The 24,522-nt window shown below is 69.9% G+C and carries 19 protein-coding genes; 11 read left to right on the forward strand and 8 right to left on the reverse strand.

The features are described 5' to 3' along the window. Positions 1-7: 7 nt before the first annotated feature. The 5 genes from gsiD (at position 8) to LDO27_RS20720 (ending at position 5,040) form a co-directional block, all read left to right on the forward strand. Positions 8-919: a glutathione ABC transporter permease GsiD gene (gene gsiD / locus LDO27_RS20700; protein WP_222203414.1), complete on the forward strand. Its 912-nt coding sequence runs from the start codon at positions 8-10 to the stop codon at positions 917-919. After that, the gene (locus LDO27_RS20705) at positions 888-1,985 is read left to right on the forward strand and encodes a DmpA family aminopeptidase (RefSeq protein WP_377747621.1); all 1,098 of its coding nucleotides are present in this window, start codon (positions 888-890) and stop codon (positions 1,983-1,985) included. Before gsiD ends, LDO27_RS20705 begins: the two co-directional genes overlap by 32 nt. Before the next feature lie 7 nt (positions 1,986-1,992). Continuing rightward, the gene (locus tag LDO27_RS20710) at positions 1,993-2,811 is read left to right on the forward strand and encodes a M55 family metallopeptidase (protein WP_222203412.1); all 819 of its coding nucleotides are present in this window, start codon (positions 1,993-1,995) and stop codon (positions 2,809-2,811) included. A 127-nt stretch (positions 2,812-2,938) separates the two neighbouring features. Beyond that, positions 2,939-3,691 carry a hypothetical protein gene (locus tag LDO27_RS20715; RefSeq protein ID WP_224043753.1) on the forward strand — a complete coding sequence of 251 codons (753 nt, stop codon included), beginning with the start codon at positions 2,939-2,941 and terminating at the stop codon, positions 3,689-3,691. 266 nt (positions 3,692-3,957) lie between these two features. Next, positions 3,958-5,040 carry a M14 family metallopeptidase gene (locus tag LDO27_RS20720; protein ID WP_224043754.1) on the forward strand — a complete coding sequence of 361 codons (1,083 nt, stop codon included), beginning with the start codon at positions 3,958-3,960 and terminating at the stop codon, positions 5,038-5,040. 16 nt (positions 5,041-5,056) lie between these two features. Here the strand turns inward: LDO27_RS20720 and prmB are convergent, their stop codons facing one another. From prmB to dapC, 6 genes are all read right to left on the reverse strand, one after another. Beyond that, positions 5,057-5,950, reverse strand: coding sequence for a 50S ribosomal protein L3 N(5)-glutamine methyltransferase (gene prmB / locus LDO27_RS20725; RefSeq protein ID WP_222203409.1), 894 nt, complete (start codon positions 5,948-5,950; stop codon positions 5,057-5,059). Between the two features lie 61 nt (positions 5,951-6,011). Continuing rightward, a complete protein-coding gene (gene dapE / locus LDO27_RS20730) occupies positions 6,012-7,163 on the reverse strand; it encodes a succinyl-diaminopimelate desuccinylase (RefSeq protein WP_224043756.1) in 1,152 nt (383 codons plus the stop codon). 30 nt (positions 7,164-7,193) lie between these two features. Continuing rightward, the gene (locus LDO27_RS20735) at positions 7,194-7,553 is read right to left on the reverse strand and encodes an arsenate reductase (protein ID WP_224043758.1); all 360 of its coding nucleotides are present in this window, start codon (positions 7,551-7,553) and stop codon (positions 7,194-7,196) included. A 35-nt stretch (positions 7,554-7,588) separates the two neighbouring features. Beyond that, entirely contained in the window at positions 7,589-7,963 is a 375-nt protein-coding gene (locus LDO27_RS20740) for a hypothetical protein (RefSeq protein WP_224043761.1), read from the reverse strand. A 124-nt stretch (positions 7,964-8,087) separates the two neighbouring features. Next, the gene (gene dapD / locus LDO27_RS20745; protein ID WP_222203402.1) at positions 8,088-8,915 is read right to left on the reverse strand and encodes a 2,3,4,5-tetrahydropyridine-2,6-dicarboxylate N-succinyltransferase; all 828 of its coding nucleotides are present in this window, start codon (positions 8,913-8,915) and stop codon (positions 8,088-8,090) included. A gap of 66 nt (positions 8,916-8,981) precedes the next feature. Continuing rightward, on the reverse strand, positions 8,982-10,193 hold the full coding sequence (gene dapC / locus LDO27_RS20750; RefSeq protein ID WP_224043843.1) for a succinyldiaminopimelate transaminase: 1,212 nt from the start codon (positions 10,191-10,193) through the stop codon (positions 8,982-8,984). A gap of 150 nt (positions 10,194-10,343) precedes the next feature. On the opposite strand from dapC, the gene LDO27_RS20755 reads away from it, so the two are divergent. From LDO27_RS20755 to def, 6 genes are all read left to right on the forward strand, one after another. Continuing rightward, positions 10,344-11,327, forward strand: a complete 984-nt coding sequence (locus tag LDO27_RS20755; protein WP_224043762.1) for a DMT family transporter — start codon at positions 10,344-10,346, stop codon at positions 11,325-11,327. 220 nt (positions 11,328-11,547) lie between these two features. Further along, on the forward strand, positions 11,548-15,063 hold the full coding sequence (smc, locus tag LDO27_RS20760; RefSeq protein WP_224043763.1) for a chromosome segregation protein SMC: 3,516 nt from the start codon (positions 11,548-11,550) through the stop codon (positions 15,061-15,063). 37 nt (positions 15,064-15,100) lie between these two features. After that, positions 15,101-16,423 carry a cell division protein ZipA C-terminal FtsZ-binding domain-containing protein gene (locus LDO27_RS20765; protein WP_224043764.1) on the forward strand — a complete coding sequence of 441 codons (1,323 nt, stop codon included), beginning with the start codon at positions 15,101-15,103 and terminating at the stop codon, positions 16,421-16,423. 55 nt (positions 16,424-16,478) lie between these two features. After that, positions 16,479-18,599, forward strand: coding sequence for an NAD-dependent DNA ligase LigA (gene ligA, locus LDO27_RS20770; protein WP_224043765.1), 2,121 nt, complete (start codon positions 16,479-16,481; stop codon positions 18,597-18,599). Between the two features lie 154 nt (positions 18,600-18,753). After that, complete coding sequence (locus LDO27_RS20775) at positions 18,754-19,365, forward strand: hypothetical protein (protein ID WP_224043766.1); 612 nt, start codon at positions 18,754-18,756, stop codon at positions 19,363-19,365. 106 nt (positions 19,366-19,471) lie between these two features. After that, positions 19,472-20,005, forward strand: a complete 534-nt coding sequence (def, locus tag LDO27_RS20780; RefSeq protein WP_222203391.1) for a peptide deformylase — start codon at positions 19,472-19,474, stop codon at positions 20,003-20,005. A gap of 107 nt (positions 20,006-20,112) precedes the next feature. On the opposite strand, the gene LDO27_RS20785 is transcribed toward def, so the two are convergent. Then, positions 20,113-21,831 (reverse strand): pseudouridine synthase, encoded by a 1,719-nt coding sequence (locus LDO27_RS20785; protein ID WP_224043768.1) that lies wholly within the window; start codon positions 21,829-21,831, stop codon positions 20,113-20,115. A gap of 23 nt (positions 21,832-21,854) precedes the next feature. Next, positions 21,855-24,428 carry a [protein-PII] uridylyltransferase gene (locus LDO27_RS20790; protein ID WP_224043770.1) on the reverse strand — a complete coding sequence of 858 codons (2,574 nt, stop codon included), beginning with the start codon at positions 24,426-24,428 and terminating at the stop codon, positions 21,855-21,857. Between the last annotated feature and the right edge of the window lie 94 nt (positions 24,429-24,522).

The raw sequence follows: 24,522 nt of genomic DNA on the forward strand, positions 1-24,522 counted from the left end.
GGCCGGCATGACCCAGCTTTCCACGCCTGCCACCGCCGCGGCACCTCAGGCCAACACGGCGCCCGAAGCCGTGCGCACGCCCTGGACCGAGTTCTGGCGCAAATTCCGCAAGCAGCACCTGGCGCTGGGCGCCGCGGTGTTCGTGCTGCTGCTGGTGCTGATCGCGGTGTTCGCGCCGTATATCGCGCCCTACGACGCCGAGAACTACTTCGACTACGACGCACTGAACGCGGGGCCCTCCGCCGCGCACTGGTTCGGCGTCGATTCGCTCGGGCGCGATATCCTGAGCCGCATCCTGGCCGGCACGCGGATTTCGCTCGCCGCCGGCTTCCTGTCGGTCATCATCGGCGCCATCGTCGGCACCGTGCTGGGGCTGCTCGCCGGCTACTACGAAGGCTGGTGGGACCGCATCGTGATGCGCATCTCCGACGTGCTGTTCGCCTTCCCCGGCATCCTGCTGGCCATCGGCATCGTCGCCATCCTGGGCAACGGCATGACCAACGTGATCTTCGCGGTTGCGGTGTTCAGCATTCCGGCGTTCGCGCGGCTGGTGCGCGGCAATACGCTGATGCTCAAGCGGCTGACGTATGTGGAGGCTGCCCGCAGCATCGGCGCGTCCGACTGGACCATCCTGATGCGCCATATCCTGCCGGGCACCATCTCGTCCATCGTCGTGTATTTCTCGATGCGGATCGGCACCTCGATCATCACCGCGGCCAGCCTCTCGTTCCTGGGCCTGGGCGCGCAGCCGCCCACGCCGGAGTGGGGCGCGATGCTCAACGAGGCGCGCGCCGACATGGTCACCGCGCCGCACGTGGCCATCTTCCCGAGCCTGGCGATCTTCCTGACGGTGCTCGCGTTCAACCTGCTGGGCGACGGGCTGCGCGATGCGCTCGACCCGAAGATCGACCGGCGCTGAGAGCGGGCTGACGATGAACCAGGCAACTGCCGCCGATCTGCCGCAGGTCGGCGCGCTTGCGCCGGGCAGGCGCAACAGCATCGCCGACGTGCCCGGCGTCACGGTGGGCCATTGCACGCTGGACGCGGGCGCGCTCCAGACCGGCGTCACGGTGGTGATGCCGCACGGCGGCGATCCCTTTGCCGCCAAGGTGCCGGCCGCGGCGGCCGTCATCAACGGCTTCGGCAAGAGCGTCGGGCTGGTGCAGGTGGACGAGCTGGGCGTGCTGGAGACGCCCATCGCGCTGACCAACACCTTCGCCGTGGGCGCCGTGGCCCAGGCGCAGATCCGCCACGCGGTGGCGGCGAACCCGGAGATCGGGCGCGCCTGGCCCACGGTCAATCCGCTGGTGTTCGAGTGCAACGATGGGCATCTGAACGATATCCAGACGATGGCGGTGGGCGAGCCGCACTATGCGGCGGCGTGCGCCGCGGCGGCCGCGGACTTCGCCCAGGGCGCGGTCGGCGCCGGCCGGGGCATGTCGTCGTTCGGGCTGAAGGGCGGCATCGGTTCCGCGTCGCGGCAGGTGCCGGGCGGCTTCCACGTCGGCGCGCTGGTGCTGTCGAACTTCGGCACGCTGCCGACGCTGACGATGGCGGGCAAGCGCCTGGGCGAGGAACTGCAGGCCCGGCTCGATGCGCAGCAGGCCGGCCCGGAGAAAGGCTCGATCATCATGATCCTCGCCACCGACGCGCCGCTCGACGCCCGCCAGCTGCGCCGGCTGTCGCTGCGCGCCGGCGCGGGGCTGGCCCGCACGGGGTCGGTGTTCGGCCACGGCTCGGGCGATATCGCGCTGGCGTTTTCCACCGCGTACACGGTGCCGCAGGACGCCGACGCGGCGATGCCCTCGGTGGCGATGCTGCACGAGAGCCGGCTCGATCCGTTGTTCCATGCCGCCGCCGACAGCGTCGAGCAGGCGATCTACCACGCGCTATGGCTGGCGCAGGGCGTGACTGGCCGCGATGGCCATCGCCGCGCCGGCCTGCGCGAACTGATGCCGGATCTGCCGGCGCGGCTGCGTTCCTGAAAGCGACATGCGAATCCTGATTTCCACCGATATCGAAGGCGTCGCGGGCGTCTTCCATCCCGAGCAGACCCGCGCCGGCAACGGCGAATACGAACGCGCCCGCGCCTGGATGACGCGCGAGGCGAACGCGGCGGTGCAGGGCGCCTTCGCGGGCGGTGCCACCGAGGTGCTGGTCAACGACTCGCACGGGGGCTTTCGCAACCTGGTGCCGGACCTGCTGGACCCGCGCGCCCGACTGGTGCTCGGCAAGCCCCGCTATCTGGGCATGATGAGCGGCATCGAGTCCGGCTGCGACGGCGTCTGCATGGTCGGCTACCACGGCCGCGCGCAAAGCCGCGGCATCCTCGCCCACACCATCAACAGCGGGGCGTTCGCCCGCGTCTGGTTCAACGCGCAGGAACTGGGCGAGGCCGGACTCTATGGCGCGCTCGCCGGCGAACTGGGCGTGCCGGTGCTGATGGCCAGCGGCGACGATGTCTTTGTCGCCGAGACGCGCGAGCTGATGCCGTGGGTGCGTTATGCGCAGGTCAAGACGGCGGCCGGGCAGGGCAGCGGCAACACGCTGTCGCCGGCGGCCGCGTGCGAGACGATCGCGCAGACGGTGGAGCAGGCGGTGCGCCAGGCGGATGCCGCGCGCCCCTTCGAGATCGCCGGGCCCATCGCCTGCCGCCTGCAGACGCAGACGCCCGCGCACGCCGACCTGTTCTGCCAGTGGCCCACGCTGGAGCGCGTGGACGGCGTGACGCTGGCCTTCGATGCGCCCACGGTGCAATCGGCCGTGCGCATGCTGAACTGCCTGTCGGCGATGTCGTTCATGCTGAAGTAGGGAGGCGAACCCGGGCGGCGGTCCGGGGGCGAAGCGGGCAGTGAAATAAGGCGGCACCGCGCCGCCGCGATGGGCGACAATGCCGGCTGGACGCGCTCGCGTCGCTTCACGTGGCAGGCATTACCTCATGATTTCACGACTCGACGGTGCGACGGCGCCAGGCGGCTGGACCGCGGTGCGCAGGGATTTCGTCGAACCCGGCAGCCGTTGCACCGGCCGCGACGGCCAGGCCCGCGGCCATGGCATTCCCTCGGGCCACGCCTATATCCTGCGCGATGCCGACGGCCACGAGCATCCCTTCGGACCGGACTGCGCGCGCGCCGTCGTCGGCGATCCGGCCCGCCTGACCGGAATTCCCGACTACACCGCGCGCGATGCCGCTGGGGAGCCGGGTGCCGGATCGCGCGCCACGGCGGTGCCATCGCGCCGCGCGCCCGGCTCCCCCGCCGAGGAGGCGGCGCTGCGGGCGGCCGCCATCCGCTATCTGGTGCTGCGCATGGACAAGGTCGGCGGCCTGCCGCGCATCCAGCCAAGCGTGAGGTTTTCCCCGCTGGAGGAACTCCATGCCGCGTTCGCGCGCACCGGCCAGCTGACGCTCGCGCAGGCACGCCGCATCCTGGCCATCGAGGCGAGCCCCGCCACGCCGGTCAAGCTCAAGACCACCAACCTGCTCGATGTCTATACCGCCCATGTGCAGCTCGAACGCCAGCTGCGCGCCTCCCCGCGGCCGGAGCACGCCAGGTTCGTGCGCGGGCTGATGGACTGGCTGGCGCGGCATCTGGCGCTCACGCCCGCGCAGGTGGCGAAGTCGGGGCTGAGCCTGCATCCGCGGGCGTTTGCGGTCGCGGTGGTGGGGACGGGGGACAGCGGGGAATTCTGATGGTTGCGTAATGCGCGGGTCGCCGCTCTTGGCGAGCGGTCACCCTCACCCCCGGCCCCTCTCCCGCTTGCGGGAGAGGGGAGCAAACCACGGGTCTTGGAAGTGCCAACTGTTTTCTCCCCTCTCCCGCCAGCGGGAGAGGGGCGGGGGTCAGGGTGACCGCCCGCAGCACCCGAGAAGCCGGATCGACCCACACCAAAACCCGTCTGTTCATCCGCCCCCACATCGCGTCTAATACCCACACCGCCCACTCGCGCCAAACCGCCATGACCCTGCACGACGGTTTTTCCCGCAGCTACGCCGAAGCCCGCACGAAGTTCCAGCAAGCCGCCAGCCGTGCGGGCGCCAGCCTGACGCCGTTCCCACATCCGACCCGGCGCGGCCTCGATGACGAAGAACTGGCGATGGACGCGGCGTGGCTGGGTGAGCCCCTGGCGCAGCGCTTCGTGCTGGTCACCTGCGGCATGCACGGCGCGGAAGGCTATTGCGGCTCCGGGGCGCAGGTGCGGTTGCTGGGCGACGCCGACCTGGCCCGAGAATGCGCGGACGCCGGCGTGGCGCTGCTGCTGGTGCATGCGGTCAATCCGTTCGGCTTCTCGCACATGCGGCGGGTCAACGAGGACAACGTCGACCTGAACCGCAATTTCATGGACTTCACGAAGCCGCTGCCGGGCAACGCCGCGTACCGCGAGGTCGCGCCGCTGCTGCTGCCGGCGCAGTGGCCGCCTTCGGAACGGGACGAGGCCGCGCTGGCGAGGATCGTCGCGGAGAAGGGCATGGCGTGGTATCAGGCGGCCGTCAGCGCCGGCCAGTACGAGGACCCACGCGGCATGTTCTTCGGCGGGCAGGCCGCCACGTGGAGCAACTACACGCTGCGCCGCATCCTCGCCCGCCACGGCGCCGGCCGTACCGCGCTGCGGTGGGTCGATATCCACACCGGGCTCGGCCCGCGCGGGTATGGCGAACCGATCTACATGGGGCCGGACGACGCGGCGCAGGTCGGCAAGACACGGGCGATCTGGGGCGCGCGGGTGACCTCGACCTACGATGGCTCGTCGACGTCCGCGCCGCTGACCGGCCTCGCGTGGCATGCGGTGCCGCAGACGCTGCCGACGCTGGACTATGCCGGCATCGCGCTGGAGTTCGGCACGGTGCCGCTGGGAGAGGTGCTGGATGCGCTGCGCGGCGACCACTGGCTGCATCTGCATCCGGAGGCGGACAGCAACCAGCGCGAGCGGATACGCGACGGGATGTGGCGGGCGTTCTACGGCGACAGCGACGACTGGCGGGCCGAGGTGGTGGAGCAGACCGCTGCCGCGGTGCGGGCGGCGGTCGGGTCGCTGCGCTGATCTACGCGGCCGGCGGTCAGCCGGGCAGCGCTTCGTAGGTCAGCAGGAAGACCTGGTCGTCCCCCGCGGTGACCGGCAGCCACACCAGTGCGAGATCGGGGAAGGCGGCCTCCACATAGGGCCGCTCGTTGCCGATCTCGACCACCAGCACGCCGCCCGGATTGAGCCGCGCCTTCGCCCCGGCCACGATGCGGCGCACCACGTCCATGCCGTCGTCGCCGCCGGCCAGCGCGATGCGCGGCTCGGCCTGGTACTCCGGCGGCAGCGCCTGCATCGAGCCCTCGTTCACATAGGGTGGATTGCTCAGGATCAGGTCGTAGGCCGCGCCGGCCGGCAGGGGCGCGTACAGGTCGCCTTCGTGCAGCGTGATGCGGTTCTGCATGCCATAGTCGTCGACATTGCGGCGCGCCACTTCCAGCGCATCGGGCGAGATATCGACGGCGTCGACATGCACCTGCGGCCAGGCATGCGCCGCCAGGATCGGCAGGCAACCCGACCCAGTGCACAGGTCGAGCACGGTGCACAGCGGGGTAGAGCCGCCCAGCCACGGATCGAGGCCGTCGTGCAGCAGTTCGCCGAGGAAGCTGCGCGGCACGATCACGCGCTCGTCCACATAGAAGCGCATGCCGTGCATATACGCTTCCCGCGTGATGTAGGCCGCCGGCACGCGCTCGTTGACGCGGCGGTCCAGCACGGCGAGCACCGCCGCGATCTCGTCGTCGAGCAGGCGCGCGTCCAGGAAGGGGTCCAGCGTATCGAGCGGCAGGTTCAGCGTATGCAGGATCAGATAGACCGCCTCGTCGTAGGCGTTGTCGGTGCCGTGGCCGAACGAGAGCTTGGCGGCGGAAAAGCGCGAGACCGCCAGGCGCAGCAGATCGCGGACGGTACGGAGTTCTTGAAGAGTGGCCATGGCGGAAAGGGGGAGTGGGGTGCGATGAGGGGCGCCGCGGCGCCCCGGGACATTCAGTCGGTCAGGCGACCAGGCGTTCCAGCACGCCGCGATAGACGTTCTTCAGCGGCTCGATGAAGCGTACCTCGACGTGCTCGTCGATCTTGTGGATGCTGGCGTTGGGCGGCCCGAACTCGATCACCTGCGGGCAGATGGTTGCGATGAAGCGGCCGTCCGAGGTGCCGCCGGTGGTGGACAGCTCGGTCTGCACGCCGGTTTCCGCGGCAATGGCGCCGGACAGCGCCTCGGACAGTTCGCCGCGCGGCGTCAGGAACGGTTCGCCCCCGAGCGTCCAGTCCAGCGTGTAGTCGAGCTGGTGGCGGTCCAGCAGCGCATGCACGCGGTCCTTCAGGCCGTCGGGCGTGCTGGCCGTCGAGAAGCGGAAATTGAAGTCGATGGTCACGTGGCCCGGGATCACGTTGGTGGCCCCGGTGCCGGCATGGATGTTCGACATCTGCCACGTGGTCGGCGGGAAATACTCGTTGCCGGCATCCCAGCTTTCGGCGGCCAGCTCCGCCAGCGCGGGCGCCGCGAGATGGATGGGGTTCTTCGCCAGATGGGGATAGGCGATATGGCCCTGCACGCCCTTGACGGTCAGCTTGCCGGACAGCGAGCCGCGGCGGCCGTTCTTGACCATGTCGCCGAGCGTATCGACCGAGGTGGGCTCGCCCACCACGCAGTAGTCGAGCCGCTCGCCGCGCGCCTTGAGCGCCTGCACCACCTTGATGGTGCCGTCGTGCGCGGGGCCTTCCTCGTCGCTGGTGATCAGGAAGGCGATCGATCCCTTGTGCTCCGGATTGGCCTGCACGAACTCTTCCACCGCCACCACGAAGGCGGCGATCGAGGTTTTCATGTCGGCGGCGCCGCGGCCGTAGAGCTTGCCGTCGCGATGCGTCGGCAGGAACGGGTCGGACTGCCACTGCTCCAGCGGGCCGGTGGGCACCACGTCGGTGTGGCCGGCGAAGGCGAGCAGCTTGCCTTGCGCGCCGAGCGTGCCGCGCCGCACGGCCCACAGGTTCGTCACACGGAAGGTGTCGGGGCCGCTGACGATGGATTCGCACTGGAAGCCCAGCGCGGTGAGGCGGGCCTCCAGCACGGCCTGGCAGCCTTCGTCGGCGGGGGTCACCGAACGGCGGCGGATCAGGTCTTCGGTAAGGGCGAGGGTGGCGGTCATGGCGGCGGGGGTAGGCGGGTCAGGGCGGTTTCAGGCACCGGCGGGAAACAGGCTGGCGTATTGGTCGGCGGCGAAGCCCACGGCGACGCGGTCGCCGTGCACCAGCACCGGCCGCTTGATCAGCGAGGGGCTCTGCCGCATCAGCGCGATCGCGCCAGCCTCGGTGTCCGCGCGCGCCTTGTCGGCGTCCGACAGCGCGCGCCACGTGGTGCCCTTGCGGTTGAGCAGCGTGGCGAGCGGCACCTGGGCCAGCCAGCCGCGCAGCAGCGCCTCGTCCACACCCTGCTTCTTGAAGTCGTGGAAGTCATGATCCACCGCGTTGGCGGTGAGCCAGGTGCGGGCTTTCTTGACGGTATCGCAGTTGGGAATGCCGTAGAGCTGAACGGTCATGGCTTGCATCGGATCGGTAAGTAGGTCAGCGCAGTTCAGCGCAGCAGCGCGTTCACGGCCACCACCACGCCGGCCAGCCCGAGCGCGAAGCCGGCCATCGCCACGGCGGTCATCAGGCGCAGCCGGCGATCCAGCCGCGCGGCCTCCTTGCGCAAGGCCTCGATGGTGATGGCGTGCTGCTCGGCGAGCATCTTGACGGTCTCGGCCTGCTGCACGGCGGCGTGCTCCAGCTCGGCGATGCGGGTCGCGGTGTCGCGTCCGCCCGCGATCTCGCCGGGCACGTCGGAGGTGCCGCCGGCCTCGTCCTTGCGCTTGCCCTTCTTGATCTTCTCGATGGTCTTGTTGGCCTGCTCGAGAATGGTCGGCAACAGGGACAGCACGGTACTGACGGTAGCGGGATCTAGGGCCATGAATCGCTTGCGGAATAGGGGCACGGTGAACTCGCGCGGGAAAGACATGCGGCCCGCAACCGGGCCGCCGCTTCGCCACGGCGCAGCCGCGGCGAAGTACGTCATGTGCCGATGGCGGTCGGGCTCAGTCGCCGCGCAGCAGCTCGTTCAGGCTGGTCTTGGCGCGGGTCTGCGCGTCGACCTTCTTGACGATCACGGCGCAGTACAGGCTGTACTTGCCATCCTTGGACGGCAGGTTGCCCGCCACCACCACCGAGCCCGCCGGCACGCGGCCGTAGTGGATCTCGCCGGTTTCGCGATCGTAGATCTTGGTCGACTGGCCCAGGTACACGCCCATCGAAATCACCGAGTTTTCCTCGATGATCACGCCTTCGACCACTTCCGAACGCGCGCCGATGAAGCAGTTGTCCTCGATGATCACGGGATTGGCCTGCAGCGGCTCCAGCACGCCGCCGATGCCCACGCCGCCGGACAGGTGGACATTCTTGCCGATCTGCGCGCACGAGCCCACGGTCGCCCAGGTGTCGACCATGGTGCCTTCGTCCACATAGGCGCCGATATTGACGTAGGAGGGCATCAGCACCGCGTTCTTCGCGATGAACGAGCCGCGGCGGGCCACGGCGGGCGGCACCACGCGAAAGCCGCCCTTGGCGAAGTCGTCGGCGGTCCAGCCGGCGAACTTGGTCGGCACCTTGTCGTAGAACTGGGCGAAGCCGCCGGCGGCCATCGGCGCGTTGTCTTCCAGGCGGAAGGACAGCAGCACGGCCTTCTTGACCCACTGGTTGACGACCCAGTCCTTGCCCTGCTTCTCGGCCACGCGCAGCGCGCCGGTGTCCAGCTGGGCGATCACATTGGCCACGCCTTCGCGGATATCGGCGGGGGCGGACTTCGGCGACAGGCTGGCGCGGTCTTCCCAGGCCTGGTCGATGAGGGCTTGCAGTGCTTGCGTCATAGCGTTGTTTTCAGTGGTTGAGCGTTGTTCGGATATGGCGGCCCGCGCAGCCGCGGGCGAGCCGGGTCAGGCGCCGCGGGCCTGCAGCGAGCGGCAGAAATCGACGATGCGGCGCGCGCCTTCGAGGCACTCCTCGGGCGTGGCGACCAGCGCCATGCGGACACGGTTCGCGCCCGGATTGACCCCGTCGGCCTCGCGGGCCAGATAGCTGCCGGGCAGCACGGTCACGTTCTGCTCGGCCAGCAGCCGTGCCGCAAATTCCGTATCGGTCAGGCCGGTGCGCGAGACGTCGGCCCACAGGTAGAAGCCGGCGTCCGGCAGCGCGACGTCCAGCACCTCGGCCAGCATGGGCGTGACCTCGGCGAACTTGCGCACATAGGCGGCGCGGTTCTCGCGCACGTGGTCCTCGTCGTTCCAGGCGGCCAGGCTGGCGGCCTGCACCGCCGGGTTCATCGCGCCGCCATGGTAGGTGCGATACAGCAGGAAGGCCTTGAGCAGCGCGGCGTCGCCCGCGACGAAGCCGGAGCGCAGGCCCGGCACGTTCGAGCGCTTGGACAGGCTCGAGAACATCACCAGCCGCTCGAAGCCGCGGCCCAGCTTGTGCGCGGCCTCCAGGGCGCCCAGCGGCGGGCGGCCCTCGTCGAAATAGATTTCGGAATAGCACTCGTCCGAGGCGATCACGAAGCCGTGGCGGTCGGACAGCGCGAACAGCTGCTTCCAGTCGTCCAGCGACAGCACGGCGCCGGTCGGATTGCCGGGGGAGCAGACGTAGACCAGCTGCACGCGGGCCCACGCATCGTCGGCGATGCGGTCGAAGGCGGGGGCGAAATTGCGCGCCGGATCGCTGTTGGCGAAGACCGGCGTGGCGCCGGCCAGCAGGGCCGCGCCTTCGTAGATCTGGTAGAACGGATTGGGGCACAGCACCAGCGCGCCGGGGCGGGTGCCGTCGATCACGGTCTGCGCGAACGAGAACAGCGCCTCGCGCGAGCCGGTCACCGGCAGGACCTGCGCCATGTCGACGCGGGGCAGCCCGTAGCGCCGTTCCAGCCAGGCGGCGATGCCCTTGCGCAGGCTGTCGGCGCCGGCCGTTGTGGGATAATTCGCCAGCCCCGCGAGCGAGCCGGACAGCGCGGCCTTGATGAACTCGGGCGTCGGATGCTTGGGTTCGCCGATGCCGAAGCTGATCGGCGCCAGCGCCGCGTTCGGCGCGATGTCCGCGCACAGCGCCTTCAGTTTCTCGAAGGGGTAGGGCTGCAGCAGGTCCAGACGCGGGTTCAGATTCGGGCGCGGATTCACTTGAGTTCGAAGGCCGGTTGAAACGCAGCATTATAGAGGAAGGGCGCATGGCGCCGGCCGCGCGCAGGGCCGCGCGCGAGACCATGCCCCGATCCCCATCCTTCGCCTCCCGCCGAGGCACTCCGGAGTTCCATGAATCACGAGCAAGGCAGCACGCCGGCGACCGCGCCGCGTGCCCACGATCCCCATTCCATCAAGTCCTCGCTGTCGATCCTGATCGGCGCCTCGGTATGGGGCATCGCCTGGTTTCCGTATCGGCTGCTGGCCGGCTGGGGCCTGGGCGGCATGACCGCCGCCGCCGTGGTGAGCTCGCTCGCCGCGCTGCTGGCCCTGCTGGCGCTGCGCCGGCATCTGCCCACGTTCCGCTGGTCCTGGCTGTTCGTGGCGATCGGGCTGGCGGCGGGCGTGACCAACGTCGGCTTCGTCTGGGGCAGCGTCAATGGCCATGTCATGCGCGTGCTGCTGCTGTTCTACCTGACCCCGGTCTGGACCGCCGTGTTCGCGCGGCTGTTCCTGGGCGAGCGGCTGTCCGCGCCGGGCCTGCTGCTGGTCGCGCTGGCGCTGTTCGGCGCGGGCCTGATGCTGTGGACGCCGGAGGTCGGCGTGCCGGTGCCGGCCAATGCGGCCGAATGGGCAGGACTGGTGGCGGGCATGGCGTTCGCGGCCAACAACGTGCTGTCGCTGCGCGCCGCCCAGCGCTTTCCGGACATGGACGGCCGGCTGCGCACGGTGGTGGTCTTCCTGGGCGGCGCCTCGGTTGGCGTGCCCTGCGCGCTGTGGCTCGAGGGCGGCGCGGTGGCCCTTGCGCCCCAGGCCACCGTGGCCGCGCCCCTGCTGGCCGTGGGCCTCGCGGCGACGCTGGTGGTGGGCAATGCCGTGGTGCAATACGGCCTGCAGCGGCTGCCGGCCAACCGCGTCTCCCTGCTGATGCTGTTCGAGATCGTGGTGGCCGCGGTGTCGTCCTGGTGGCTCGCCACCGAGACCCTGAGCTGGAAGGAGGGCGCCGGGGGTCTCTGCATCATCCTCGCCGGCGCCTTGTCGGGCCTGGTGCACCGCCCGCGGCGTGCGCCGCAGGCCGCATCCCAGCCGCCGGACCGGGGCCTGATGCCGCAATAGCGCCCGTCCGGCGAGCCCGCCGCGGCGCGCGTTGCAGTGCGGCAGAACACCCCCGCGGGCGCCCGGAAAGCGGCGGGAACGCGGGTCACCGATGGTATGATTAGCGCCAACTTTCGGGCACAGGCGCGCCCGGGGTGAGGCGTCATCGGCACGCCGCGCCCCCGGTTGCCGCGCAGCCCGGTCCCTGAACGCTGCAATAGCCGATACCTCCAGACCAACCGTGCGACTGTCCTCGATCAAGCTGGCGGGCTTCAAGTCCTTCGTCGATCCCACCAATTTTCAAGTGCCGGGCCAACTGGTCGGCATCGTCGGTCCCAACGGCTGCGGCAAGTCCAACATCATCGACGCGGTGCGCTGGGTGCTCGGCGAGTCGCGCGCCTCCGAGCTGCGCGGCGAGTCGATGCAGGATGTGATCTTCAATGGTTCCACCGCCCGCAAGCCGGCCGGCCGCGCCAGCGTCGAGCTGGTGTTCGACAACGCCGAAGGCCGCGCCGCCGGCCAGTGGAGCCAGTACGCCGAGGTCGCGGTCAAGCGCGTGCTCACGCGCGACGGCACCTCTTCCTACTACATCAACAACCAGCCGGTGCGCCGCCGCGATATCCAGGACATCTTCCTGGGCACCGGCCTCGGCCCCCGCGCCTACGCCATCATCGGCCAGGGCATGATCTCGCGCATCATCGAGGCCAAGCCCGACGACATGCGGATCTTCCTGGAGGAAGCGGCCGGCGTCTCCAAGTACAAGGAGCGGCGCCGCGAGACCGAGAACCGCCTGTCCGACACGCGCGAGAACCTGACCCGGGTCGAGGACATCCTGCGCGAGCTCGGCAGCAACCTCGAAAAGCTCGAAGGCCAGGCCGAGGTTGCCCAGCGCTTCAAGGCGCTGCAGGCCGACGGCGAGGAGAAGCAGCACCTGCTGTGGCTGCTGCGCAAGCGCGAGGCCCAGGCCGAGCAGGAGCGCAACCAGCGGGCCATCGAGCAGGCCCAGATCGACCTCGAAGCGCAGATGGCGCAGCTGCGCCACGTCGAGGCCGAACTGGAAACCATGCGCGCGGCGCACTATGCCGCCTCCGACGGCATGCATGCCGCGCAGGGCGCGCTTTACGAGGCCAATGCCGAAGTGAGCAAGCTCGAGGCGGAGATCCGCTTCGTGGTCGAGTCGCGCAACCGCGCGCAGGCCCAGATCGCCGCGCTGACGGCCCAGCGCGAGCAGTGGCAGGGCAAGGCCGAGCAGGCCAACGACGACCTGGCGCGCGCCGAGGAAGAGCTGGCGGTGGCCGAGGGGCGCACCGTCGAGGCGCAGGACGCGGTGGCGCAGAAGTCGGACGAGCTGCCCACGCTGGAAGGCCAGTGGCGCGACGCGCAGGCGCTCGCCAACGAACAGCGCGCGGGCATCATGCAGGCCGAGCAGCAACTCAAGCTGGAAGCGGCGCAGCAGCGCAGCGCCGACCAGAACCTGCAGCAGCTGGAGCAGCGCCGCGAGCGCCTGTCGCTGGAGCAGAAGGGCCTGGACCGCCCCGACGAAACGCGGCTGGAGGCGTTGCGCGCCGAACTGGCCGAGCACGAGGCCAGCCTGGAAGAGGCGCAGGCCCTGCTGGCCGACGCCGAAGACAATCTGCCGCGCCTGGATGCCGAGCGCCGCGCCGCGCAGGAGCGCGTGCAGAGCGAGGCGGCCGCCATCGCGGCGCTGGAAGCGCGCCTGGCCGCGCTGCGCCAGCTGCAGGAGAACGTGCAGAGCCAGGGCAAGGTGCAGCCGTGGCTGGCCCGGCACGAACTGGCCGAGCTGCCGCGCCTGTGGAAGAAGGTGCATATCGAGCCGGGCTGGGAAAGCGCGCTCGAAGCGGTGCTGCGCGAAAAGCTGGCGGCGCTCGAAGTCTCGAACCTGGACTGGGTCAAGTCCCTGCTGGCCGATGCCCCGCCCGCCAAGCTGGCCTTCTATACGCCGCCGTCGGCGGCGCGCCCGCTGGAGACACCGGCCGGCCTGCGCCCGCTGATGTCGCTGGTGCAGATCACCGAGCCGGGCATCCGCGCGGTGATGCAGGAATGGCTGCGCGATGTCTACACGGCCACCGACATGGAGAGCGCGCTGGCCGCGCGCGCCACGCTGCCCGAGGGCGCGTGCTTCGTCGTGGCCGAGGGCCATCTGGTGGACCGCGCCTCGGTGCACCTGTATGCCGCCGACTCCGAACAGGCCGGCATGCTGGCCCGCGAGCAGGAGATCGAGAACCTGCAGAAGCAGGCGCGCGCCCAATTGCTGCTGGCGGACGAGGCCAAGTCCCAGGCCGTGCGCGCCGAGACCGCCTACACCCACGCGAGCGCGGTGCTGATCGATGCCCGCGCGCGCGCCGAGCAGTCCACGCGCCGCGTGCATGCGCTGCAGATGGACGTGCTCAAGCTGTCGCAGGCGATGGAGCGCTACAACGCCCGCAGCGACCAGATCCGCGAGGAACTGGACGAGATCGGCGCGCAGATCGACGAGCAGCGCGCCATCCGCGCCGAATCGGAGGCCAGCTTCGAGCAGCACGATGCCGCGCTGGCCGACATGCAGGCCGCGCACGAGGAACAGCAGATCGCGTACGAGGCGCTGGACGCGAAGCTGACCGCCGCGCGCCACCAGCTGCGCGACCTCGAACGCGCGGCACAGGAGGCGCTGTTCGCCGAGCGCAACCTCGTCAACCGCATCGACGAGCTGCGCCGCAATATCCAGGTGTCGGCGGACCAGTCCGAGCGCATCGCCGAATCGCTGGAAAACGCCCGCGCCGAACTCGAGACCATCAACGAGCAGACCGCGCACACCGGCCTGCAGGAAGCGCTGGAGCGCCGCGCCGAGAAGGAGGAGAAGCTCGGGGCCGCGCGGATCGAGCTCGACGCGCTGTCGGCCGAGCTGCGCAAGTTCGACGAGCAGCGCCTGGCCGCCGAGCGCAGCCTGCAGCCGCTGCGCGACCGCATCACCGAATTCCAGCTCAAGGAGCAGGCCGGACGCCTGGCGCAGGAGCAGTTCGCCGAGCAGCTGGCCGCGGCCGAGGTGGACGAGGCCGCGCTCGCGCACAAGCTCACGCCGGACCTCAAGCCCTCGTACCTGCAGGGCGAAGTCACGCGGCTGAACAACGCCATCAACGCGCTGGGCCCGGTGAACATGGCGGCGCTCGAGGAACTGGCGGCGGCGCGCGAGCGCAAGACCTTCCTCGACGCGCAGTCGGCCGACCTGAACGACGCCATCACCACGCTGGAAGACGCGATCCACAAGATCGACCAGGAAACCCGCGCGCTGCTGCAGGGCACGTTCGACCAGGTCAACCACCACTTCGGCGAGCTGTTCCCGCTGCTGTTCGGCGGCGGCCAGGCCCGCCTGATCATGACCGGCGAGGAAATCCTCGACGCCGGCGTGCAGGTGATGGCGCAGCCTCCGGGCAAGAAAAACTCCACCATCCACCTGCTGTCCGGTGGCGAGAAGGCGCTGACCGCGATCGCGCTGGTGTTCGCCATGTTCCAGCTCAACCCGGCGCCGTTCTGCCTGCTCGACGAGGTCGACGCGCCGCTGGACGACGCCAATACGGAGCGCTACGCCAACATGGTGGCCCGCATGTCCGACAAGACGCAGTTCGTCTTTATCTCGCACAACAAGATTGCAATGGAAATGGCGCACCAGCTGATCGGGGTGACGATGCAGGAGCAGGGGGTGTCCCGCATCGTGGCGGTGGACATGGACGCCGCGGTGTCGATGGCGGAGGCGGCATGAAGGCATACCAGATCCAGTGGACGGAGGCGAACGCGTGATGGACCTGCAAACCGCTCTGGTCGTGGCCGGCATCGTCCTGCTGCTGTTGGTGGTGGCGTACAACCAATGGCAGATCCGCAAGTCGCGCCGCCCGCGCGCGCTCCAGCCCGAGGACGACGTGCCGCCGATGCGCGAGCCGGTGGTCGGCGGCTCGACCAAGCCCGAAGTCAGCGCCAAGCTGCATGAAACGCCGCCGCCCGATCATATCGAGCGGCGCGAGCCCACGCTGACCGGTGGCGCGGCCGCCGTCGGCGACGCGACGCCCGCGGCGCGCACGGCAGGTACCGACGAGGCCGGGGACGCCACGCTCGCGGCCGCCGCGGCATCGGCGGCGCAGTCCGCGGATGCGGACGACCAGATCGCCGAGGAAGTCGCCTACGGCACCGGCCAGGCCGCGCGGGGCGATGCCGCGGCGCGCGCCGCGGTACCTCCCGCCGCCGTGCAATCCGACGAGCAGGGCGACCTGGCGGTGATCGAAGGCCAGCCGCGCCCGGCGGTGATCGATCCGCTGATCGACTGCATCGTGCCCCTGCACCTGGAGCGCAAGGCGTCGGGCGACCGCATCCTGCCGCTGACGGGGCGGCTGCGCCGCGCCGGCACCAAGCAGGTCCATATCGAAGGGCTGCGCGAGGCGGCCAACGCGTGGGAGCCGGTGACGGCGGGCCACCAGTACGAAGACATCCAGGTGGCCGTGCAACTGGCGAACCGCAGCGGGCCGCTGAATGCGCTGGAGTTCTCCGAATTCGTCAATGCGGTGGAAGGGCTGGCGGAGGCGCTGGACGCGTCGGCCGAGTTGCCCGACATGACGGAGACCGTGGCCAACGCCCGCGAACTGGACAACTTCGCCGCCACCTGCGACGTGCAGCTCGGTGTCAACGTGATTTCGGACGGCGCGCCGTGGTCGGCGGCCTATGTGCAGAGCGTCGCCACGCAGGACGGCCTGGTGCTGTCGCGCGACGGCACGCGCTTCACGCGCTATCAGGCGGACCAGGACGGCATCCAGCGGGCGCTGTTCACGCTGCAGTTCGGCGATACCAACTTCCTGCGCGACGACCTGACGGTCAAGGCCGGCCACCAGATCACGCTGCTGCTCGACGTGCCGCAGGCCGCGCAGCCGGCCAAGCCGCTGAAGCTGATGTGCGAGTATGGGGACAGCCTGGCGCAGCGCATGGGCGCGCGCCTGGTGGACGACAACATGCGGCCGCTCACCGAGGCGTCGTTCGTGGCGATCTTCACCCAGTTGCAGGCGCTGTACGACAAGCTCGATGCGCGCGGCATGCCGGCCGGTTCGCCGGTGGCGCTGCGCCTGTTCAGCAACTGATTCTTTCCACTGCTTTCTCGCCGGAACGCCCGCACGGCTTCCGGCATTCGCCGCTATGACCGCAGACAAGAAGGGCGCGCAGGCCAACGCCTCCGCGCCCGCGACCCATGCCCGGGACCCGGCGACGCCGGCGGCGCGCGCCGACTGGCTGCGCGAGGAAATCGAGCGCCACAACTACCAGTACTACGTGCTGGACGCACCCTCGATTCCCGATGCGGAATACGACGCGCTGTTCCGCGAACTGCAGGACATCGAGGCCGCCCACCCCGAGCTGCTGACGCCCGAATCGCCGACGCAGCGCGTCGGCGGCCAGCCGGTGTCTGCCTTCGCGGCGGTGCGCCATCGCGTGCCGATGCTGTCGCTGGGCAATGGCTTCACCGACGAGGACGTGGTCGCGTTCGACCGGCGCTGCGCGCAGGGGCTGGGCCGCGCCGCGCCGGCGCAGACGCAGGCGCCGGACCTGTTCAGCGCCGCCGAGGCCGTCGAATACGCCTGCGAGCTGAAGTTCGACGGGCTGGCCATGTCGCTGCGCTACGAGAACGGCAGGCTCGTGCAGGCCGCCACGCGCGGCGATGGCGAGACCGGCGAGGACGTGACCGCCAACGTGCGCACCATCAAGGCGGTGCCGCTCAAGCTCAAGGGCCGGGCGCCGGAGGTGATCGAGGTGCGCGGCGAGGTCTTCATGTACCGGCGCGAGTTCGACAAGCTCAATGCACGGCAGGCCGAGGCGGGCGAAAAGACCTTCGTCAATCCGCGCAACGCCGCCGCCGGCAGCCTGCGCCAGCTCGACCCGCGGCTGACCGCGCGGCGGCCGCTGTCGTTCTTCGCCTATGGGCTCGGCGAGCTGCAGGGCGTGGACCGCCCCGCGACGCATGCCGACTTGCTCGAGGGCCTGGCCGCGTACGGCTTTCCGGTCTGCGCCGAACGCGCGGTGGTCCGGGGCGCGCAGGGCCTGCTCGATTTCCATCGGGCGGTGGGCGCGAAGCGCGACCGGCTGCCCTACGACATCGACGGCGTGGTGTACAAGGTCAACGCGCTGGCCGACCAGGAACGCCTGGGCTTCGTCTCGCGCGCGCCGCGCTTCGCGCTGGCACACAAGTTTCCGGCGCAGGAGATGACCACGGTCGTCGAGGATATCGAGGTGCAGGTGGGCCGCACGGGCGCCATCACCCCGGTGGCGCGGCTGGCCCCGGTGTTCGTGGGCGGCGTGACGGTAACCAATGCCACGCTGCACAACGAGGACGAGATCCGCCGCAAGGACGTGCATATCGGCGACACGGTCATCGTGCGCCGCGCCGGCGACGTGATTCCCGAGGTGGTGGCGGTGGTGCCGGAGCGCCGGCCCGCCGATGCGCGTGCCTTCGTCATGCCGGTGGCGTGCCCCGTCTGCGGCTCGCATATCGAGCGGCTGGAAGACGAGGCGATCGCCCGCTGCACCGGCGGCCTGATCTGCGCGGCCCAGCGCAAGCAGTCGCTGCTGCATTTCGCGCAGCGCCGCGCCATGGACATCGAGGGCCTGGGCGAAAAGGTGGTGGATCAACTGGTCGAGCAGGGCATCGTGCGCACGCCCGCCGACCTGTACAAGCTGGGCGTGGCCAAGCTGGCCGCGCTGGACCGCATGGCCGACAAGTCCGCGGCCAACCTGGTGGCCGCCATCGAGGCCTCGCGCGAAACCACGCTGAACCGCTTCATCTTCGCGCTGGGCATCCGCCATGTCGGCGAGGCCACGGCCAAGGATCTGGCCCGGCATTTCGGCAAGCTGGACAACCTGATGGCGGCCGACGAGGCCGCGCTGCTCGAGGTCAACGACGTGGGGCCGGTGGTCGCACAGTCGATCGCCAACTTCCTGGCCGAACCGCACAACGTCGAAGTGGTGGAGCAGCTGCGCGCGGCCGGTGTCCATTGGCCCGAAAGCGAGCCGGCCGCCCGTGCGCCGGCGCCGCTTGCCGGCAAGACCTTCGTGCTGACCGGCACGCTGCCCACGCTCTCGCGCGAGGAAGCGAAGGAAAAGCTCGAGGCCCTCGGCGCCAAGGTCGCGGGGTCGGTATCGAAGAAGACCGACTACGTGGTCGCCGGCGAGGAGGCGGGCAGCAAGCTGGACAAGGCACTCGCGCTCGGCGTGCCGGTGCTGGACGAGGCCGCCATGCTCGCCCTGCTGCGGGAGTCGGCCGGCTGAGGCCATCCCGCGATGCCGCGGATCGCGCGCCGGGACAACCGTGCCGCGATTCGCGCAGGTGACTCGCCTGCGATGGTTCCTGCCCGAATTGGATAGCACGATAGCGCGGCACCGTTAGGCTGCGCTGGTCCTCAATTCCGAGAAGGAGACCGAGATGTCAGCTGGTGCAATCACGACGACGCATGCCGCGACCCGATGGGTATCGCGCGGCATGGTGGCAAAGGACTGGGCGGAGCTGTCCGCCGTGATGGACGCGTTCGCCAAGGGCGCGCAATGCGACCCGGGCAGCTTCCGGGTCGAGACCGTGGCCTTCCGGGGCAACGTCTACACGATCGAATACCTTCCGGCCAGCAAGACGGACGACGTGGCATCGGGGCAGGCAGGCGCCTCGCCGCGCGAACTCGCCACCGCTTCGGGCGGACCTCACCCCGCCGTGCGCGTTGGCGCCAGAACGGCTTGTCCTTTCTCGTGCGAACCCGCGCGCGACGTCTGGACGCGATTCATCGGCACGCTGTCGCGGCTGCTTGGGCGCGTCACCGGCCGCTTCGACGCGGCGCGGCGCGAGGCGATCGGCTACGAGGGCCTGTTCGAGTCGTGCGAACGCGGGCTCGAGCGCTACGTCCGGCTGAAGCTGAGCGGATGGGTGGCGATGCGCAGGCCGGTGGACGATATCGAGGCGGTGTTTTCCGACCGCGGTGTCAGGGACGCGCGGTGCCCAACCCGCCGCCCAATCCGCCGCGGGCCGCCGACGGCGGCATTGCGCTGACCACCGAAGGACCGCGGCGCGCGGCCCCCGAGGATGGCTTCGCTATAATCGGCCGAGGTATCCCGGCCGGACCAGACTGGTGCGGGACCGTCACGAGGAAAGCCAGATGATCCGCGACATCCTGAAAATGGGCGACCCCCGGCTGCTGCAACCCGCCCGCCCGGTCACGCGCTTCAATACGCCCGAACTGCGCAATCTGATCGACGACATGTTCGACACCATGGACCACGCCAATGGCGCCGGCCTGGCCGCGCCCCAGATCGGCGTGGACCTGCAGGTGGTGATCTTCGGCTTCGACCGCAACCCGCGCTACCCCGACGCGCCCACCGTGCCCAAGACGGTGCTGATCAATCCCGAACTGACGCCGCTGTCCGACGAGATGGAGGACGGATGGGAAGGGTGCTTGTCGGTGCCGGGGCTGCGTGGCGTGGTGCCGCGCCACACCAGCCTGCGGTACTCGGGCTTCGATCTGATGGGCAACCGCATCGAGCGTGTTGCCGATGGCTTCCACGCCCGCGTGGTCCAGCACGAATGCGACCATTTGCAGGGCATCCTCTATCCGATGCGCGTGCGCGACTTTTCGCGGTTCGGCTTTACCGAGGTGCTGTTCCCCGAAATGGCGGGGCAGGGCGACGACTAGCGGCTGTTTGCCGCCCGCCGGTCCGCATGGCTTGCGGGCGTCCGGGCAAAAAAAGCGGCGGATCATGTCCGCCGCTTTTTGTTTGCGCATCTCCGATCAGAACGCGATCAGAACTTCTCGAACGGGCCCAGGAAGCGCCACTGTCCGACCGGCAGGTCGCCCAGCACGATCCGGCCCATCCGCACGCGCTTCAGGCCCACCACCTTCAGGCCGACCTGTTCGCACATCCGGCGGATCTGGCGCTTCTTGCCCTCGCGCAGCACGAAGCGCAACTGCTCCTCGTTCTGCCAGCTCACCTTCGCGGGCTTCAGCGCTTCGCCATCGAGCGACAGGCCGTGGCGCAGCTTGTCCAGCAGCTCGGGGGGATAGACCTCCGAGATGTTGCGGTCCACCACGCCGTCCGGCGATTCCCACACGACGCGCACCAGGTATTCCTTCTCGACATTGGAGTCTTCGCCGATCAGGTGGCGGGCCACGCGGCCGTCCTGCGTCAGCACCAGCAGCCCGGTCGAATCGATATCGAGACGGCCGGCCGGCGCGAGGCTCTTGCGCTGCCACGGCGCGAAGCGCTTGCGCGTGGGGTCGTTCTCCCACTGGTTTTCCGGCGTGAACAGCGCGGCGGCGGGCTCGTAGCCGTCCTCGGCCTGGCCCGATACGTAGCCCACCGGCTTGTGCAGCAGCACGGTCACGCGCTCGCCCTGTTCCGAGCGCGCGGCTTGATGGATCTCGATGACGGCGTCGGGCGAGACGCGCGAACCCAGTTCGGTGACGGGCTTGCCGTCGACCAGGACCCAGCCGCGCGGGATCCACTCGTCGGCTTCGCGCCGCGAGCAGAGTCCGAGTTCCGACATGCGCTTGGAAAGGCGGACGAGGCCGTCGGTCGGAGCCTCGTCGTCGCGGGACGTCGCTGCGGGACGCACCGCCGCGGGTCGGGCCGGACGCTCGATGCGCTCGGATGGCTTCGGGGCGCGGCCCGGGCCACCGCCGTAACCGGAACGGGCCGGACGGACTTCGCCTTCGCTGCGCCGTGCCGGCGGACGGGTGTCGTCGCCATAGGGGCGCCGTGCTGGCGGACGGTCGTCGCCGCCGCGCTGGCGCGCGTAGGCGGCGCGGGCCTCATCGCCAAAGCTGCGGCGCTGCGGCGGGCGCTGGTCGTCGCCAAAGTTGCGGCGCTGGGGCGGACGCTGGTCGTCGCCAAAGCTGCGGCGCTGCGGCGGGCGCTGGTCGTCGCCAAAGCTGCGGCGCTGGGGCGGGCGCTGGTCGTCGCCAAAGCTGCGGCGCTGCGGCGGGCGCTGGTCATCGCCGAAGCTACGACGCTGCGGCGCACGTTGGTCATCGCCAAAGCTGCGGCGCTGCGGTGCACGCTCCTCGTCGCCAAAGCTGCGGCGCTGTGGCGGACGCTGGTCATCGCTGAAACTGCGGCGCTGCGGCGGGCGCTGATCGTCGCCAAAGCTACGACGCTGCGGTGCACGCTGGTCGTCGCCAAAGCTGCGGCGCTGCGGTGGCCGCTGGTCGTCGCCAAAACTGCGCCGTTGCTGCGGCCGCGATTCGTCGCCAGCGGCGCGCGCGCGCGGTGGCCGGCTGTCGCCCGTGCCTGCGGGGCGACCGGCGCCACCGGGGCCGTCCGGCTTGCGCGGCGCCTGCCGCTTCCCGGCCGCGGCCTTCTTGCCCTCGTTCGCTTTTCGGATGCCTTCTGCCACCGCCTGCACGCGCTTGCGGTTCAGGTCCGAGACCCGTACCGGACGGGAGGTGCCGGTACGTGCGGGGCCGCCGTCGGCGGTCTTCAGGCCCAGGGTCTTGCGCTTGGGCTTATCGCTGTCGTTCATATCGTTGTCGCCGCGGTCCGGGCCTAGATGGCCAGCGCCGCGAGCAAATCCTGTTCAAGCTGCAGTTGCAATCGGTTGTCGGCGGCAAGACGGCTGCCGTCGACCAGAAACATGTCCTCGACGCGCTCGCCCAACGTGTTGATGCGCGCCGTATGGACGGAGATGCGGTGTTCGCCCAGCACGCGGGCGATAGCGTAGAGCAGGCCGGTGCGGTCGTTGGCGGACAGCGACAGCAGGTAGTACTGGCCGCGCTCGTCCGGGCGCAGGTCCACGCGCGGCTTGATCGGGAAGCTGCGCGACTGGCGCGACAGCCGGCCCTGCGCCGCCTCGGGCAGCGGCGCGGCGTGCTGCAGGCGTTCGCACAGCTCGTGTTCGACCAGCGCGATGATGTCGCGGTAGTCGCCGGTGATGCCGGGGTCGGTCACCTGGAAGGTATCCAGCGCGTAGCCGTGCCGGGTAGTGTGGATCTTGGCTTCCTGGATCGAGAAGCTCTTGCGCTCGAAATAGCCGCAGATGCGCGCGAACAGGTCTGGCTGGTCCTTGGCATAGACCGCGATCTGCAATCCTTCGCCGGCCGGCGAGATGCGCGCCTTGACCACCGGCACCGGGCTGTCCACCTTGTTGTACAGGTGGCGCGTGAGCCAGGCGATATCGCGCGCGTCGTGGCGCAGGAAGAAGGCCACGTCCAGCTGCGCCCACAGCGGTTCGCCCAGCGCGGTGTCGAAGGTCATCAGCCGCAGCTGCGAGATGGTCTCGTCGCGGCGCTGCGCCCACAGCGAGTGCGGATCGACGCGCGCGCCGCCCAGCACGCGCAGGGTGATGCGGTACAGGTCTTCCAGCAGCTTGCCCTTCCAGGCGTTCCACACCTTGGGGCTGGTGCCGCGGATGTCGGCCACGGTCAGCAGGTACAGCGCGGTCAGGTAGCGCTCGTTGCCGACCACGCGGGCGAAGGCGTGCACGACCTCCGGGTCGGTCATGTCCTGCTTCTGCGCGACATGGCTCATCGTCAGGTGATGCTCGACCAGCCACGCGATCAGGTTGGTGTCCTCGCGCGCGATGCCGTGCTGGCGGCAGAAGCGCCGCGCGTCGGCGGTGCCCAGCTTGGAGTGGTCGCCGCCGCGGCCCTTGGCGATATCGTGGAACAGCGCCGCCACCCACAGCACCCACGGCTTGTCGAAGCTGGCCATCAGCTGGCTGCAGAACGGGAACTCGTGCGTGTGCTCGACGATGGCGAAGCGGCGCATGTTGCGCACCACCATCAGGATGTGCTGGTCCACGGTATAGACGTGGAACAGGTCGTGCTGCATCTGCCCGACGATGCGCCGAAAGTTGATCAGGTAGCGGCCCAGCACGCTGGTCTGGTTCATCAGCCGCAGCGCGTGCGTGATGCCCTGCGGTTCCTGCACGATGGCGAGGAACAGGCGGCGGTTCTCCGGATCGCGCCGCCAGCTCGCATTCATCACGGTGCGCGCGTTGTAGAGCCCCCGCAGCGTGCGCGGCGACAGGCCCTTGACGCCGGGCGTGCGCTCGTAGACCAGGAAGGTTTCGAGAATGGCGTGGGGCTCGCGCTCGTACAGGTCGTCGCTGGTGATCTCCAGCATGCCCTGGCGCTCGACGAAGCGTTCGTTGATCTGCCGCGTGACCGCCGACTCGCACGGAAACAGCATCGCCTCGATGTTCAGCAGCAGTACGCTGTTGAGCTGGGTGACCGCCTTGGCCGCCCAGTAGTAGCGCCGCATCAGCTGCTCGCTGGCGCGCTTGTTGTTGTTCTGCCGGTAGCCGAACGCCTCGGCCAGCGCCGTCTGGAGGTCGAAGACGAGCACGTCCTGGCGCCGTCCCGCCACCAGGTGCAGGCGCGCGCGGATGGTCTTGAGCAGCCGCTCGTTGCGCGCCAGTTCCACCGCCTCGCGCTCGGTCAGCAGGCCCTTGTCCAGCAGTTCCTTCCAGCTATGGCCGAAGCCCGCGGCCTTGGTCATCCACAGGATCACCTGCAGGTCGCGCAGCCCGCCGGGGCTTTCCTTGGAGTTCGGCTCCAGCGAGTAGGGCGTGTCCTGGTACTTGGCGTGCCGCTGCCGCATTTCCAGCAGTTTGGCCTGGAAGAAGGCACGCGCGTCGAGCGCGGCGTCGTAGCGCGCGCGCAGCTCGGCGAACAGCGTGGCGTTGCCGGTCAGCAGGCGCGCCTCGAGCAGCGATGTGCGGATGGTGACGTCCTGCCGGGCCTCGCGGATGCAGTCCTCGACGGTGCGCACGGCGGAGCCGATCTCCAGCCCCAGGTCCCAGCACAGGCCGATGAATTTCTCCAGCCGCGACACGGTCTGCTGGTCGGGCTCGGCCGCCAGCAACAGCAGCACGTCGACGTCCGAGTAGGGGAACAGTTCGCCGCGTCCATAGCCGCCGACCGCCACCAGCGCCATGTCGCCGGGCAGGTCCAGCCCGCGCCACGCTTGTACCAGGGCGTCGTCGACCGCGCGGCTCAGGCGCGACAGCAGCGCGCCGACCGGACCGCCGGACTTGAAGGCGTCGAACAGCCGCTGCTTGTCGGCCTTCAGGCGGTCGCGTACACGTGCGGCGAGGAGGAGTTCGGGAGTCGTGTCCATGGTGGTCGGAGGCGCGTCCTGGGGTGCGTCGGTCGGTGCATTCACCGCGGGGTGGGCCATGGCTGCGTCGGGGTTTGCGGCGGTTGCGCCGGTT

Origin of the sequence: Cupriavidus respiraculi (assembly GCF_914271545.1) — a bacterium.
In the GTDB taxonomy this organism is placed as follows: Bacteria; Pseudomonadota; Gammaproteobacteria; order Burkholderiales; family Burkholderiaceae; genus Cupriavidus; species Cupriavidus respiraculi.

Bases quoted from the DNA above. Each gene is read 5' to 3' on its own strand.
- gsiD (WP_222203414.1), top strand. From the start codon at position 8: ATGACCCAGCTTTCCACGCCTGCCACCGCCGCGGCACCTCAGGCCAAC.
- LDO27_RS20705 (WP_377747621.1), top strand. From the start codon at position 888: ATGCGCTCGACCCGAAGATCGACCGGCGCTGAGAGCGGGCTGACGATG.
- LDO27_RS20710 (WP_222203412.1), top strand. From the start codon at position 1,993: ATGCGAATCCTGATTTCCACCGATATCGAAGGCGTCGCGGGCGTCTTC.
- LDO27_RS20715 (WP_224043753.1), top strand. From the start codon at position 2,939: ATGATTTCACGACTCGACGGTGCGACGGCGCCAGGCGGCTGGACCGCG.
- LDO27_RS20720 (WP_224043754.1), top strand. From the start codon at position 3,958: ATGACCCTGCACGACGGTTTTTCCCGCAGCTACGCCGAAGCCCGCACG.
- prmB (WP_222203409.1), bottom strand. From the start codon at position 5,950: ATGGCCACTCTTCAAGAACTCCGTACCGTCCGCGATCTGCTGCGCCTG.
- dapE (WP_224043756.1), bottom strand. From the start codon at position 7,163: ATGACCGCCACCCTCGCCCTTACCGAAGACCTGATCCGCCGCCGTTCG.
- LDO27_RS20735 (WP_224043758.1), bottom strand. From the start codon at position 7,553: ATGACCGTTCAGCTCTACGGCATTCCCAACTGCGATACCGTCAAGAAA.
- LDO27_RS20740 (WP_224043761.1), bottom strand. From the start codon at position 7,963: ATGGCCCTAGATCCCGCTACCGTCAGTACCGTGCTGTCCCTGTTGCCG.
- dapD (WP_222203402.1), bottom strand. From the start codon at position 8,915: ATGACGCAAGCACTGCAAGCCCTCATCGACCAGGCCTGGGAAGACCGC.
- LDO27_RS20755 (WP_224043762.1), top strand. From the start codon at position 10,344: ATGAATCACGAGCAAGGCAGCACGCCGGCGACCGCGCCGCGTGCCCAC.
- LDO27_RS20765 (WP_224043764.1), top strand. From the start codon at position 15,101: ATGGACCTGCAAACCGCTCTGGTCGTGGCCGGCATCGTCCTGCTGCTG.
- ligA (WP_224043765.1), top strand. From the start codon at position 16,479: ATGACCGCAGACAAGAAGGGCGCGCAGGCCAACGCCTCCGCGCCCGCG.
- LDO27_RS20775 (WP_224043766.1), top strand. From the start codon at position 18,754: ATGTCAGCTGGTGCAATCACGACGACGCATGCCGCGACCCGATGGGTA.
- def (WP_222203391.1), top strand. From the start codon at position 19,472: ATGATCCGCGACATCCTGAAAATGGGCGACCCCCGGCTGCTGCAACCC.
- LDO27_RS20785 (WP_224043768.1), bottom strand. From the start codon at position 21,831: ATGAACGACAGCGATAAGCCCAAGCGCAAGACCCTGGGCCTGAAGACC.
- LDO27_RS20790 (WP_224043770.1), bottom strand. From the start codon at position 24,428: ATGGACACGACTCCCGAACTCCTCCTCGCCGCACGTGTACGCGACCGC.